This window comes from Botrimarina mediterranea, assembly GCF_007753265.1.
Taxonomy (GTDB): Bacteria; Planctomycetota; Planctomycetia; order Pirellulales; family Lacipirellulaceae; genus Botrimarina; species Botrimarina mediterranea.
The window spans coordinates 2287504-2302067 of record NZ_CP036349.1 but is presented as its reverse complement, the minus strand read 5'-3'; the positions used below and the strand labels follow the sequence as shown (position 1 = coordinate 2302067).

The following is a 14564-nucleotide window of genomic DNA, read 5'->3' as shown; positions in this document are numbered from 1 at the left end:
ACTAGGGATACTACCACTGGGCGCCGCCGCGTCAGCAGAGTGACAACAGACCAACGCTAGCCGTCTCGCCCGAGGTCGCCAATCCTCCGAGTAGCGGGGAGAAATCGTCTCCGGTGAGTGGCTCGGCAGCGTTCTTAAACGCTACAGACGCGGTGCGGCCTGCCAAGCCGTAGTCCAAAGGAGAGACTTCATCCCAGCCCCCCTCTTCACTGCCTTACGCTGCTGACAGGACACGCCCAACTACGTGACAATCGCCTCCACTGATAGTGACGCTTTGCAGCAACATTCAGCCTTTGCTCATCGGTCGTTCTTCGATGCCACCAATGTTGCATAGGACATCAGCGGACAATCCTGATGAACACCACGGTTGACGACACTCTCGCCTTCGCTATTTCAAGAACTCCCAGTTCTTATAGAAGATCCTTCGTACCGGCGAGACGGTCACTCGCACGCACCACACTGCAACTCTCAGCACGAACGGCGCCATCGATGGACGAAGGACATCCATGAACAAGCATAAACGCAACTCTTCGCCCTCGTTCACAGAGCGGTGCTGGAGTGTGTCATCAAAGATGAACAACCTACCGTCGGCCCAATAGTGCCGTGTGGGACCCACGTCAATATAAGCGTTGCGAGCACTGACATCCCCAATATTATACAACACTCGGACGGTTGCCCTCAATGGTCCGAAATGCAAGCTTGTCGATTGTCGGCCGTTGAAGACCGACACCCCGATAGTCTGAACAAACCGAAACCGCCTGCAATACGCTGGTAACTGGAGTGACGTAGGATAGTTACGGCCGTACCATCTGTACATAAGCATGCCTCGCTGCTGCTCCCCGACTAGATCAGACACTCGCGCGGCAAGCCCCTCACGCAATGCATGTTCGATAATGTAGTCGATTTCCTCGCGATACGCCTTTGGGAGTTGTTCAAATGTAAAAATACCTGGGTTGCGATAGGGAAGACAAAGTAAATCTAATGCAACGTTGAGAGGCGACAACGTCCAGGTAAGCAATCCGTTGCCAAAAAAATACCGATTGACTACGCCCCGCGACAGATTTCGGTTCCGACAGAGGTCCAGGACACCAAACACAACCAGACAGGCGAAGGGAATGGGAACAAACACAAGCGCCAGGATCGGGATGCAGGCCCGCTTGCCAACTTTACGAAATAGCGTCCAGCAATTTATCGCACTGCCAATCGAAGTCGGCGAGTCGATGCCATCACCTAACCGACCTTTAGCTTCATCTTGCGTATCATATTCTGCACCTCTGCATTCCTCGCTCATGACATATCCGATGCAATTGGTATTAGGCGAGATATAACAGTGCGGACTGAATGTGTGCAGGAGAGGAAAGCGATCGCACGCGACAATGAGGCTCCGCCAGAGATGCTTTCCCTACAAATGAGACTACAGCAGTAGCAACACCATGACGCTTTGCCTCAGGGACCTGCCCGATGCAACGGGCATCTACAGCAGGCTCAGCAGTTCAGGCAAGCATGGCTCTCCTCTGGATTGTGATGCGGCAAATAGCACAAGCTGCCTCTGCCACGCTTCGCTGAAGACGATGAGGTAATTCCCGCCGGATAAGGAACCAAGGCCACAGGAGTAAGCGATCCCCTAGCTGGCAGCAATTCATATACGTAGCAAGACGCCCGCCGAGACCAAAAGAAACTGCAGGTTCGCCATCGCATTAGCCCACGGATGATCAGACTGATATGAGCACGCGACGTTGGTGCAGTTGGGCAGCAGAACCTAGCACCCGCCCCACTATTCACACCGTAAGTGAGATCATTCTCTCTAGAAGAACAGGCAGAGACAGACGTGTCGCAATCTGGGCAACCATCGTACGGCACAGGCGCTGGAGGGACGGGGTGCGGATCGGGCTGATCGGTGTGATTGTGTAAAAGGCACCCGGAACACGTACGGCACACGAGTGCGGCTCCTCATGCGATGGTGAAACCAGTTCCACACGCACCCACACTTCTGACAGCGATCAAAGACAGTCGCCAGACAGCTGCAACCACAGTGCTAGAAGCACGACCGTCGGTGGAGCGTCTGCCTTCATAGGATCGCGATCCGTCACTTCGATTGCTTGTATGCATAAGTGGCGATGAATGCCTCGCACACAAAGTCGGCTTAATACAATAGGCCACACTTTAGCCTTAGTCTACACAAGAATCGCTCAGTCTGCCTCCAGTGCAGCGCAAAGGATCTACGGGTGTGACGCACCAGTTCGACCTAGGGATGAAGCACCTTGGGGCGTTCCTTAATCACAGACAGCCTTCAGTAGCGACACAGGCAGCTAGCGTCCGGGGGCCTCTAGCATTCCGGTATGCTTCTTAATCGCTCGCAGCATCACGTACACACTTAAGCTAGCCAAGCACACTAGAATAAGTCGCAACTCAATAACGAATCGCCTCTCCACCACCCAGTGCGCATAGGTGTGCACAACCGTCCAGCCGCAACCAATCCCTAAAATTCCAGTGTACTCCCTACGAAGCATCGCTTTGATAGAGAAGGGCAGACCTGGCGAGACCCATCTGCGATAATCCGGCCAGAAAGCAGGCGTCCGCCCCGCCCATTCGCGATAGATGTCGTCAAATCTGTCCAGCAAGAACTCCTCTTCAGCCAGCACTATCCGCTCATAATAGAGCCAAAACGCGAGAGTGAACGCCAAGATGTAACATAGCGCCGGGCAGAGCAATACAATCCCTAGCCACATAAAATAGTTACCGAGATACAGTGGGTTCCTGGTTATTGAGTATAGCCCTGTTGTGTTTAGACACTCTGCTTGCTGGCCTCTTGTATTGCGTCCTGACGTGCCATGCGGCGCGTGGCCAGCAACATAGCAACGCACGGCTAGGCCGCCGGACGCAATCGCAATGCACACACACTCCCACAACACCTGCAGACTATGGCTAGACATCGGCCATCTATAGAATTGCAAGTCGTACGCAAATGGCGCAATAGCGACAAATGGGAGATAGCTCCGCCATCGAAAAAGCCAGCGCCCCTGTGACGCCATTGTTTCATGAAGCATCTTAAAAAGAATGGATTTAAAGTGGAGCTGAGTGGTGCCGCCACCAGCTTCTTGAATAAGAGCATTGCTCGGAACTATGGCGTGATATGCACAGCCTTTGCTGGGCTCAGCATACCGCCGTGTATGGGTAGTTTCACGAGCTAGGTCTACCCAAAGAGTCGCGTCCAAATCACATCCGGACGCCTTATGCTCGCAGAGTCACTTAACTCCACAGCCTGCAGCGCATGCCAGGCGAAGGGCCGCCCCTCGCCTGGCATGCACGAAGGCGTGTAACTATCAATGGCTGTGCCCACCATGATCATGATGGAGCGACGCCGAGTAGGCCTTGCCTGCAATCTTGACGACAACCCTCACAACCGCATTATGTGAGTGAATGGCTTGCATCAATTCCGGGCTCACTATTGCGTACATGGCCGCAGGTCCACCACTTTGCCCCTCAGGATATAGTGGAACCAACTTGAACTGCTGTGGCTGCCCATCACTACGGACGTTCACGAGCATATGCGGCTCTTCGATTGCGACCAATTGCTTAGCAGCGCTATCGAGTAGCACGATCGTAACTTGACCTCTTTTTTCGTCGAGAACCAACTCTATGTGATAGTCCTCATCACCCATCGCGAAAATCGTTCCACCATGCGGGCCCTTCTCCGCGTGGTCATGAGCTTCATGGCTCTGGCCGTCGTGCAGCGCTGGGGCGGCTGACGTAGCCAGTGGGTAACATGCAACTAAGCCTGCATACAGCGCAGCGGAAATCATTAGACGCATACCGTTCCTCCGGTGCATCGAGTATGAGATAATGCTGCCACGGCCGTTACTAGCGAAGCCTAGCAACCACCTCCGTCACTTGACGGGGCAAATAGCTTACACGTAGGCGCCTCCAGAAGACGCCCTGGGGCAGAGAGCCCGGAAACCGCTTCAAATGCGCAAGAGCGTGCCGCGATCCAGAAGTGACTGCGGACCACCCCACACTGCAGATGGTTGGCAAGGGATTAGAAGGTTCTGCGAAGCATAAGCCCAGCCAAACAGTAGCGTCCTCACGATACACGCGCAATCAAGATCGTCCTGCAAGCTTGCTCTGGCCGGGAGGCATAGCGGACCTACCGCTTGACACTCCGGGCATCCGTCGCACGGCCTGCAAGGACTAGAGGTCGGCGGCCCGTGGTCATGGATGGCATCATCGAGGCCGCCATGCCCTGGGTGCCTAGCCGGATGCCCAGGGAATGCATCGACGTGACGGCACCCGGCGCTAGCCTGTTCCGACGCGCCCCCGTGAACGCAATGGCAGTCAACGGCAAGCTGTGGGTGCAACACCGTCACGATCAGGATGATTCTGGCTGCCATATGCATGTCAATATCCTTCACTCAATAAGTCGGGCTGTCAAGCCCGGTACTTTATACACTTCCTATCGCGGTACTAGGATGACTGGAGGCAGGAAGTCGCCTGGTAAGGCAGAAGCTCATAAGATTTGCACGCGTGAATCCAAATTAAATCTCTCGGCAAGGTTGCCTGCGAGAACCAACCCAACCCAAGTGGGCCTCTGCCGTCCGATACGATCCCCCCCTCTAAAGAACAACGCCGCTTTCCCATAGTATCTTCTCCGGGATGTCCGTGCAGTCAACCAACTGGCAAATGTCAATCTCAATGCTGCGCGACAAGTCTGTAATCGGCACATCGTTTGGCCCACCCTCGAATGGATTCTCTGAAAGCTCCCCGACGATCTCCAGTGCATAGAACACCCACGTGATCACTGCGCTGAACGGAATCGTAAGCCATACAAAGCGAGACCCTGCAAATTGCACAAATGCATCAAGGGCACCCGTCGATGCGTTATCGCTTAAGTGTTCCGCAATAATATGGTCACCTACCCTTTCAAACTCCTCCATGACGCCGTACGGGAGAAGAAGTATGAATAGCCAGACGAACACGTAATTTAAAGTTGCAAACTGACGGGGGTATGGGAAGTTTTTGATACGCTCGGATTTCCCTTGCAGTGCGTACAACTCGACAACCATACGCTCTATCTCCACATGCTCGTATGCCCCGAGCAGACCGGCCTTTCGAAGCTCGCGTAAACGCCGAGACTGTATACCAAGAATCTGAGTCGCTTGATTGGCTTTAGAGAAGATTTCTCCCAGTTCATCCGTCGGTATATATTTGGCAACAGCGCACTCCATTGGAATCTCGGATTCATGCAGACGGAAGGGCATTCCATGGAATCTGCGGTTGCCAGGTGAGGCTCGCTTGTTTTCCCAGGGGCGAACTGTACGCAACTGATACCTCAGTGCGGTGAGCCAACCGACGTGGCGGTAAACAAGCTCGCGATGCAAGTCAAGCAATTTGTCGCCCGGGATATCATCATGCCTGACAAAATCCTTGACCATGACAGTGAAGGAGCGGGATGCATTCACAATTCCGCCCCAAATCTTACGGGCTTCCCACATGCGATCGTATGAGGCGTTGTTCTTGAAGCCGACAATGAAAGCAACTGCTGTGCCCACGAGGCTAATGGGCAGCCATGGCACATGAAGCCACTTGCACCCAAGGATGTCGTACAGAGCGACGGGCACAAAAGCTAATGCAGTGAATAAAGCGAGGTGCCACCGTGTCCACAGCAGGATGCGACGAAGTGGGAGAGTTTTTCGGGTATACATCTCTTTCCTGACTCTCGTCAGTATCAACTGCCTCGGACATGCACCTGAGCATCGCTCTAGGGTACGAAACTACGCCGCAGCTCTCCTAAAGAAATCACGCCTGGGGCGTTTAATCGGCGAGACCGCCCGCTGCGCGACTGCTGCAGTTGAGCTATTGTCGGTAACAATCACCACAGTGTGACCCTTCTTGTGGAGATCGCCTAGTATGCGGAGCATTTGTCGCCGTACATCCGGGGGCAGTGCATTGTGCGGAACTTCAACAAGTAGCAGACGCGGCTTATGCACGATTGCTCGGGCCAATCCAACTTGCATTTTTTGCACCGAGCTTAGCTCGCAGTTTAGGTGGTCTGTGTGATAAGAGATTCCAACTTGCTGCAGCGCCTCTATCGCGAGGGCCCTGCGTTCCCATGCGTGTATGCCTAGTGGGATTAAGGGGGCCTCCACGCTGCGGCATGCCGAGATGCTTCCACGTAGGCCCATCGTGTGAGAGAAGCGTCCAATCTGCGTCATGCGAATATGCTGCAGCCTATGGTGAGGTACGTCGTACAGAGATACACCTTCGATCACGACTCGTCCCGCAGTCGGCGCGCAACCCCCACCCAGGATCGAAAACAGGAGCGTAGTTGGTGTGCCGCTAGGCTCAAGGATGGCCACGAATTCATTGGAGGCGATATCGAGACTCAACCCTACAAGCTCGCAAGTCAATGAGCCAGATTGCTCGAAGGCCTGTGTGAGGAAATGTATTTGATGCATAAGAGCGTCTCCGTGGGATGGTGGCGCAATGGTAATTAACCAATTAGTCGCAGCTAGGTGAGGTGAAGGCGTCCGTGCTGCGTCCACCCCGCGGGACAGGTACAAGTATGATTCTCAGTGGGCGTTTTTTGTCTTACGCGAGGCGTATTCCACAATTGCTTGCGGTAGCTATTGGGAGTAAATGAATGGGTAGCAGCAGGGTGCTGTTCCGAGTTCAGCTCTTGGGCTGGTACGCTAGCAACCGCAGCGCATTCACGACCACGACGAGCGTGCTCCCCTCGTGCAATGCGACCGCCGGTCCGATATTGAGACCTACAACTGTTGCGGGCACGAGGAAAGCAACCATGCCAAGGCTCATCCAGAGGTTCTGACGGATGATTTTGCGCGTGGCTCGGCTAAGTCCAATCGCTAGCGGTAGGTGGTCCAGGTTGTCGGCCATCAAGGCGACATCAGCGGTTTCGAGCGCGACGTCACTGCCGGCCGCCCCCATGGCGATGCCGACCGATGCCGAAGCCATGGCGGGAGCGTCGTTGACCCCGTCTCCCACCATAGCTACGCCCCCTTCGCTGCGTAACTTCTTGACCTCGGCGACCTTGTCATCCGGCATGAGGTCCCCTCGTGCTTCGTCGATTCCGACCTCCCTCGCAATCGCATCTGCGACTTGTTGGTTGTCTCCAGAAAGCATGACCATCCGCTCTATGCCCAGTGCCCGCAGCCGTGCGAGGGTCCGCTTCGACGCCTCGCGAGGCGTGTCCATCAAGCCGACTACGCCTAGGTAGCGGTCGCCACGCCGAACGACCATGGTTGTACGGCCCTCCCTCTCGAGCGACTCGACCGACCGAAGTACCGCGTCTGGAACCGGCGGCCCTCCGACCTCGGCAAACAGGTCGTCCTTGCCGATATGGACGGCGTCGCCCTCGATGTCCGCCTGGACGCCTCGCCCCGTTATGCTCCGCAACCCGGTGGCGTCGGGGATAGCTGACTCACCGATCCTGGAGCGCCCATCCCGGACCACGGCCCGGGCTAGTGGGTGCTTGCTCAGCTTCTCCACCGCGACAGCGGTCCGCAAGAGCTCGGCCTCTTCCACGCCTTCGACGGGGCAGACGTCGGTCACCTTGGGTTCCCCCTCGGTTAGGGTGCCTGTCTTGTCGAAGGCGATCGAGGCGAGTCCGCCAAGGCTTTCTAGCGGGCCGCCACCTTTAACCAAGACACCGCCACGGGCGGCTCTCGCTACACCGCTGAGCACGGCACTAGGGGTAGCGATAGCGAGAGCGCACGGGCTAGCGGCCACCAGCACCGCCATCGCCCGGTAGAACGATTCGCTGAAGCTTTCACTCAGCACCAGTGGTGCGAGCATCAAGAGCAGGACCAAGGCGCCCACCGAAGGCACAAAGTACTTCTCGAACCGCTTTGTAAACCTCTGGGTTGGCGAAACGCGGGTCTCAGCCTCACTGACCATCTCCACGACACGAGAGAGCGTGTTCTCCGCGGCGACCTTTGTAACCCGGACTTCGAGAGCGCCAGACTGATTGATGGTGCCCGCGAACACACGGTGCTCTGGAGGCAACGACTCCGGATCGGCCGCAGCTCTCTGCTTGTCAGCAACAGGTCGCTTGTCGACGGGCACACTCTCGCCAGTGATCGGGGCTTGGTTGATGCTCGACTCGCCCGCCACGACAAAGCCGTCTGCGGGCAGGCGTTCGTCGGGCTTAACGACGACCGTGTCTCCGACAACCAGCTCCTCCACCTGGACTTCCGACTCGATCCCGTCACGGCGGACGCGCGCCGTTTTTGGGGCGATTTCGGCTAGCGCCTCGATCGCTCGCTTGGCGCGCCCCATGGCGTACCCCTCCAGCGCGTGCCCGAGGCTGAACAGGAAGAGCAGCAAGGCGCCCTCGGCCCAGGCGCCCAGGACGGCCGCGCCGGCGGCGGCGATCAACATCAAGAAATCGATTTCGAATCGGCCGGCGCGGATCTTCTCGATGGCTTCCCGCACGGTGAAGAAGCCACCGAAGAAGTAGGCTACGGTCAGTGTGCTGACCGAAACCCATCCCGCCACGGTCGTAGTATTCTCAAGCTGCCAGCCAATCAGCAAAAAGAAGCCGCAGAGTGTCGCGAACACCAGCTCGGATTGTTGCCCAAAAGGGCCGCTGTGATCGTGGCCGTGCTCCGAGTGGTTGTGTGCGTCGCCGTCGGCCTCACCGTCTCGTCTCCTAACCGTGGCGGTATGCGTGTCCGACCAACCGGCAAGAGCTTGCAAGATCTCGGGGGCTTCGGTGATCTGTCGATCGAACTCGACACGCAAAGCGCCTTCCGCGGTCACAGCGGCCTCTAGTACACCCTCAATGCGCAGCAATCGCGATTCGATTGCGCTTGCTCGCCGCGTGTGCATTGGCTTCAACTGCCGGTAAAGATGGCCGAAACGCTCTCCAAGTTGCATCCCAGCCCGATTAGCGAATTCACGTACCTCGGCAAGCGACAGCACGCGGGGGTCGTAGTGGATGCAGAGTTCCCCGCCTGCTCCATCGGGCGAATCGACAACATGGCTGGAGGACACTCCCCTCTTGGCTTCTAACAATTCGACCAGCCGGCTGACGCACGCATCGTGGTCGTCAGGAACGTACGGCAGTGCAAATTGAATCTGGACCCGGGCCTTCTCTAGCATCGTCCGTCTCCTGCGTGACTTATCGTCCTATCGTGTCTCTTGAAGCAAGGACCGAAGGAGCGGTCCCGCAGCCCCGTCACAGCTCCAGCACAGTCAGGTAGCGTCTGTCAGGAGATGCGATAAGCATAAGAACGGGCTTTTCGGGCGGCAGGTCCTTGGTTGTTCGGTGGAAGTCATCCGGGTTCTCAATGTCGTGGTCATTGACGCGGACAACTAGCATCCCAGCGGCGATCCCGTCCTTGTAAGCGACTCCGCGAAGCTCCACTTCAGTGATGAGCGCCCCGGTGGTCGTGGGCGGGTAGCCCAACAGCCTCGCCGTGCCGGGCGTCAGCGGGCCGACGCTCATACCTAGGAGCTCACAAAAACCTTGGAGGGACGCGCGACCTCTTCGCTCCAGCCGCTTGGCGTCGCTTGCCGTCGGTGGAGAGTTCATGGGCACCCGCAAGTCTTCGTGTCGTCCCTGTCGATAGACGGTCAGCTGGCGCGACTGTCCGGGCAGGACCCCTTCGACAACTTGTCGTGGAGGCGAGCCCGCATCGATAGGCTGACCGTCTACGCGCGTTATAAAGTCACCCACCCGTAGGCCGGCCTCCGAAGCCGGTGTGCCCTCCCCCACGTAGAGCACGTAGAAGCCGCCCGCCTTAGGGAGGTTGAGGTGGCTTGCTTGGAGGGGCGAGATAGGCTGCAAGTCACATCCCAGATCGAAATGTTCACGCGATCCCTCCTTCATCAGATAGTCCGCGGCTTGCTGTGCTTCCTTGATAGGGATTGCCAACCCAACGCCTTGAAAGCCGTCATCGACACCGATGCTGCCCGAGAGCATTCCCACGACTTCTCCTTGTAAATTGGCTAGCGCTCCTCCAGAACTGCCGGGGTTCGATGAGGCGTCGCTCTGGATCAACGGGACGGCGTTCAGGGGAGTGTTCCGCCTAGGCGCAGCGACTGTCCCTACACTAACCGACCTCTCCAGGCCGTAGGGATTCCCGACGGAGACCACCCAGTCTCCCACCTCCACCCCATCGGAGTCGCCCAGCTTTGCCACCGGTAAATCAGTGTTCACAGGAAGCAAGAGAACCGCTACGTCGCGGTCGGGGTCCGAGCGGATCTCAAGCGGCTCATAGCGACGCCCGTCCGGAAGTGTGACGAAAACGACATCTGCCCGCGCCACGACGTGATGGCAAGTGAGGACCACCCCCGATCCATCGATGATGACCCCAGAACCACGCTCGTCGCGGGGCGCCGATGACGGCTCGAACGGCGGGGACGAGGACTGGCCGTCCGGGCGTTCTCCATGATGTGAAAGGTTCCGCCACTGGGGAGTTTCACGCGGCCCCCTCAGGGTCTCGACCAACACTACCGATTGCGTGACCCCCTCTGCGGCGCGACGGATCTCCCGGGAGAAGCCCCTGGCGTGAGAGACCTCGCTCTCCTTGGCAGTACGGGCAGGCTCTTCCGCGGTTGCTCGTTGCAGCAAGAGCGACGCGGCCACGGCCGCCACCGTGAGAGACCTGAGAAGCTCTTCTATTGTCGTTCTATTCATCCCTGACGCTCCGTTTCCTGAGGTCTTTGGCGTAGAAATGGCGGCTGCGGAAAACCGTGGAAGCTAGGCCTTCGCTGCCACGCCTTCCCCGAGGCATTTGTGGTTGCATCCAACGCAACGTGTCAGTGGTCGTGATCGTCGTGGTCGTGGTCATGAGCCACCACGCCCCGAAACTGCTTGCCGCCGATCGTCACGACGAGTTGCGCGTCGGCGTGCTCGTGATCGAGTTCTTCGGCAAGGTCGGGGTCGCCAGAGGCGAAACGCGACGATTGCCCGGGGGGATCGCCGGCGTCGGGACTGGCGGGCAGGCCGAACTGCTCGGATTGCCCGTCGTGGCTTAGGTTGATCGTCAGCTCGGCGGCGTCGGTAGGTACGGCCACTTTTCCAGCTGCGTCCAGGAGGTACACCGTGACCGTCCCGGCGTGCTCGTCGTGCACTAGTTCGGCGTGGTACTCCTCTTCGCCAAGCTCGATAAGAGCCCCGTGATGCGGGCCTTCCTTCGGGTGCTCGTGTGAATCGCCCGAGGCGGCGGCTTGCGGCGAACTCTCGTCGCTCGTGCCTTGGCCGCACCCGCTAATCGATACGGAGAAGGCGAGTACTAAGTACGCAGCCTGTGCCGATATTTGGGAGCAGATCTTCATGTTGACTTCCTTTAAAAACAACTTTTGAAAACAGCAGGGGGGTTCGATTCGCGGACTCACCCTTTGAAGGGGCGGCTCTCTCTCAGTTCTCTTCTTCCTCAACCGCTAACACGACTTGCCGCTGGCCGACTTGTACGACCCGCTCCGCCGCTCGGACGCCCAGCGACCAGAACAACGCCGGCCGTACTAAGAACTCCAGCAGCGTGCTCGTGACCAACCCGCCGATGATGACGGTCGCGACGGGATAAAGGATCTCCTTTCCCGGATCGCCCGCCGATAGGGCCAGCGGGATTAGGCCGATGCCCGACGTGAGGGCGGTCATGAGGACCGGCGCAAGCCGGTCTTTGCCGGCCCGCACCACCATATCCCGGGACCACGACTCGCCCTCGTATTTCACCAGGTGCAGGTAGTGATTGATCAACAGGATCCCGTTGCGAGACGCAATACCGCACAGCGATATGAACCCCACCATACTGGCGATGGTGAGCGTCTGGCCGGTTAGGTAGAGCGAGGCGACGCTGCCGATGAAGGCCATCGGAAGGGCCACCATGACCTGTAGGGCCAGGTTGGCGGAGTGGAAAAGCTTGTAGAGCACTAGAAACATTGCGACGAGCGAGACACCGAACAGGACCGCGATCATCCGCGACGCCGACTTCTGGCTCTGGAACTGCCCCCCGTACTCGATGAAGTAACCAGTCGGCAGCTCCGCAACGATGGGACGCAGCTCCCGCTGGATATCCCCCACCACATCGACAAGGCCTCGTCCCGAGACATTGCACTGCACAACGATCCGGCGGCGCACCTGCTCGCGGTTGATAGTGTTGGGGCCCGCGGCCTTGTAGATGCGGGCCACATCCTCGAGCTTGACCGTGCCGCCCTGTGGCAACTCGATCCGCAGCCGCCTCAACGCTTCGACGTCTTCCCGCGAGTCTTCGCCTAGCCTCACCAGCAAGTCGAACGTGCGTTGGCCGTCGAGCACTTCGGAGACTACCTCTCCCTGCATCGCAGTCTCGACAAACTCGTTAACGTCCGCACGCCGCAGGCCGAACATCTTCAGCCGCTCGCCGTCCGCCTCGATGCGGAGTTGCGGGATAATGACCTGCTGCTCAACTTGGAGGTCGCGGACGCCATCGACGCCGGATATGGCGGCGCGTACGCCTTCGGCCTGCCGGCGCAGCTCGTCCAAGTCGTCTCCGTATAGCTTGATCGCGACCTGGGCCTTGACTCCGGACAGCATGTGTGAAATTAGGTGCGCCAGGGGCTGCTCGACGGAGACAACGATTCCTGGAATCTCCGCTAGCGCTTCGCTCACCTCTTCGATGACCTCCTCTCGCGACCGCTCTGAGTCGGGCCTCACCGTTGCGATCACTTCCGTGACATTCACGCCTTCGGCGTGCTCGTCTAATTCCGCACGCCCCGTTTTACGTACAAACGTCTTGAGGTCATCGAAATCGGCGAGCCGCTCCTCCACTTTCGTCGCGACTTGGTTCGACGTCGCGAGCGATGTCCCCGGAGGCAAGAGCACGTTTATCTGCACCGCCCCTTCATTGAACGGCGGCAAGAAGTCGCTCTCCAAGCGAAACATCGCCCAGCCTGCGACCGAAGCCGCCGCTACGGCTAGGACCAGAACCAGCCAAGAGAGACGCAGGCTGGCCCGGATGACGACGTCGGCGACGGCCTTGAGCCCCCTGAGCACCAGCCCGTCTTTCTCCTCTGCGGCATCCCTCCCGCCGCGGAGCAGCCAGTAGCTAAGGACCGGGGTGACTGTCAGGGAGACCAGCAGAGACGAAACGAGCGAGACGATGTAAGAAACACCCATTGGGCGGAACAGCTGGCCCTCCATCCCTGTGAGCGCGAAGAGCGGTACGAACACGAGCACGACAATCAATGTGCCGTAGACGATCGAGTTGCGGATCTCGACGCTCGCCTGAAACACCACCAAGAGCGGGTTCTTCGGCGATGGCGAAGTCCGGTTTTCACGCAGACGACGGAAGATGTTCTCGACGTCGACGATCGCGTCATCGACAAGTTCACCGATAGCGACCGCCAGGCCGCCGAGAGTCATCGTGTTGACCGAGAGGCCGAACGCAGCAAAAACGATCGCCGTAATGGCGATAGACAGGGGGATCGCGGTGAGAGTGATCAGAGTGGTCCGGAGGTTCATCAAAAATAGGAATAGGATGACCACGACCAGGATGCCGCCATCGCGGAGCGCCTCAAAAACATTCTCAATGGCCAGATCGATGAACTCCTTCTGTTGGTAAAGCCCGGGCAGGACCCGGACGTCGCTGGGCAGCGACGGAGCCATCTCCGCTAGCGCCTCGGTTACTTTGTCCGTGACGACCCGGGTGTCCGCCTGGGGCTGCTTGAGGATGGTCAGGACGACAGCCGGCCCGCCGGTCATCTGGTCGGCCTCGTCGCGTTGGAACGCCGCGCTGTCTCCCCGCTTGACCTGCGGGCCTTCGACAACGTCGGCCACCTGAGACAACGTGACGGATTGGTTGTCCCGGTGTTTGACGACCACGCCCCCGATCTGCTCAACCGTCCTAACGCGTCCGAGCGACCGGACCAAAAACTCGTTGGGGCCCTGCTCATCGAGGTAGCCGCCAGCGGTGTTCTGGTTGCTCTCTTGAAGCGCACGCTTCACCTCGTGGAGCGTCACGCCGTACCGCAGCATGAGGTCGGGGTTGACCAACACCTGAAACTGCTTCCGATCCCCCCCCATCACGATGACCTGGGAGACGCCCTCGATCGTCAGGAGCCGCTGCCGGACCACCCAGTCCGCCAGGGTGCGGAGCTCAAGCGGGCTCGTGTCTCCCTCGGCGGTCATCCCGAGTATCATGATTTGGCCCATAATCGAAGAGATGGGCATGAGCTGGGGCTTCACGTTAGGCGGTAGCCTGTCGTTAGCGAGCGCCAGTCGCTCGGCGACGATCTGCCGGTCGTTGTAGATGTCGGTTCCCCAATCAAACTCGGCGTAGATAACTGACAGCCCGATGCCGGATGACGTGCGGACGGCCTGTACTCCCGTCGCACCGTTGAGCACGGTTTCGATTGGGAAAGTGACGAGCGTTTCAACCTCTTCCGGAGCCATACCTGGCGCCTCGGCCATGACCACGACCCGTGGGCGGTTGAGGTTGGGGAAGACATCGATTGTCAGCCGTGAGGCTTGCCAGGCTCCGTACCCCACCAGGAACATCGCCAGCGCGGCGACGAGCGCCCGGTTGTGGAGCGAGAATCTGATAATCGCGTTGAGCACGGGTGTA

At 58.5% G+C, this 14564-nt stretch carries 9 protein-coding genes; all 9 read right to left on the bottom strand.

Going from position 1 to position 14564, the window contains the following annotated elements; translation table 11 throughout:
- Nucleotides 1–388: 388 nt before the first annotated feature.
- Nucleotides 389–1291, bottom strand: coding sequence for an aspartyl/asparaginyl beta-hydroxylase domain-containing protein (locus tag Spa11_RS09265; RefSeq protein ID WP_145111175.1), 903 nt, complete (start codon nucleotides 1289–1291; stop codon nucleotides 389–391).
- A gap of 1018 nt (nucleotides 1292–2309) precedes the next feature.
- Nucleotides 2310–2933 (bottom strand): methyltransferase family protein, encoded by a 624-nt coding sequence (locus Spa11_RS23600; protein WP_197529859.1) that lies wholly within the window; start codon nucleotides 2931–2933, stop codon nucleotides 2310–2312.
- 390 nt (nucleotides 2934–3323) lie between these two features.
- Nucleotides 3324–3812 (bottom strand): hypothetical protein, encoded by a 489-nt coding sequence (locus Spa11_RS09255; RefSeq protein WP_145111170.1) that lies wholly within the window; start codon nucleotides 3810–3812, stop codon nucleotides 3324–3326.
- 798 nt (nucleotides 3813–4610) lie between these two features.
- Nucleotides 4611–5699 carry a bestrophin family protein gene (locus Spa11_RS09250; RefSeq protein ID WP_145111167.1) on the bottom strand — a complete coding sequence of 363 codons (1089 nt, stop codon included), beginning with the start codon at nucleotides 5697–5699 and terminating at the stop codon, nucleotides 4611–4613.
- A 69-nt stretch (nucleotides 5700–5768) separates the two neighbouring features.
- The gene (locus Spa11_RS23595; RefSeq protein WP_145111164.1) at nucleotides 5769–6452 is read right to left on the bottom strand and encodes an ATP-binding cassette domain-containing protein; all 684 of its coding nucleotides are present in this window, start codon (nucleotides 6450–6452) and stop codon (nucleotides 5769–5771) included.
- 214 nt (nucleotides 6453–6666) lie between these two features.
- On the bottom strand, nucleotides 6667–9117 hold the full coding sequence (locus tag Spa11_RS09240; RefSeq protein ID WP_145111161.1) for a heavy metal translocating P-type ATPase: 2451 nt from the start codon (nucleotides 9115–9117) through the stop codon (nucleotides 6667–6669).
- Nucleotides 9118–9193: 76 nt separating this feature from the next.
- Complete coding sequence (locus Spa11_RS09235; protein ID WP_145111158.1) at nucleotides 9194–10657, bottom strand: trypsin-like peptidase domain-containing protein; 1464 nt, start codon at nucleotides 10655–10657, stop codon at nucleotides 9194–9196.
- A gap of 122 nt (nucleotides 10658–10779) precedes the next feature.
- Complete coding sequence (locus Spa11_RS09230) at nucleotides 10780–11298, bottom strand: hypothetical protein (protein WP_145111155.1); 519 nt, start codon at nucleotides 11296–11298, stop codon at nucleotides 10780–10782.
- A gap of 82 nt (nucleotides 11299–11380) precedes the next feature.
- The gene (locus Spa11_RS09225) at nucleotides 11381–14557 is read right to left on the bottom strand and encodes an efflux RND transporter permease subunit (protein WP_145111152.1); all 3177 of its coding nucleotides are present in this window, start codon (nucleotides 14555–14557) and stop codon (nucleotides 11381–11383) included.
- Nucleotides 14558–14564 lie beyond the last annotated feature (7 nt).

What these genes read in the sequence shown, in the direction of transcription:
- Spa11_RS09265 (WP_145111175.1), bottom strand. Translation starts at nt 1,291, where the DNA reads ATGAGCGAGGAATGCAGAGGTGCAGAATATGATACGCAAGATGAAGCT.
- Spa11_RS09255 (WP_145111170.1), bottom strand. Translation starts at nt 3,812, where the DNA reads ATGCGTCTAATGATTTCCGCTGCGCTGTATGCAGGCTTAGTTGCATGT.
- Spa11_RS09235 (WP_145111158.1), bottom strand. Translation starts at nt 10,657, where the DNA reads ATGAATAGAACGACAATAGAAGAGCTTCTCAGGTCTCTCACGGTGGCG.
- Spa11_RS09230 (WP_145111155.1), bottom strand. Translation starts at nt 11,298, where the DNA reads ATGAAGATCTGCTCCCAAATATCGGCACAGGCTGCGTACTTAGTACTC.
- Spa11_RS23595 (WP_145111164.1), bottom strand. Translation starts at nt 6,452, where the DNA reads ATGCATCAAATACATTTCCTCACACAGGCCTTCGAGCAATCTGGCTCA.
- Spa11_RS09240 (WP_145111161.1), bottom strand. Translation starts at nt 9,117, where the DNA reads ATGCTAGAGAAGGCCCGGGTCCAGATTCAATTTGCACTGCCGTACGTT.
- Spa11_RS23600 (WP_197529859.1), bottom strand. Translation starts at nt 2,933, where the DNA reads ATGTCTAGCCATAGTCTGCAGGTGTTGTGGGAGTGTGTGTGCATTGCG.
- Spa11_RS09250 (WP_145111167.1), bottom strand. Translation starts at nt 5,699, where the DNA reads ATGTATACCCGAAAAACTCTCCCACTTCGTCGCATCCTGCTGTGGACA.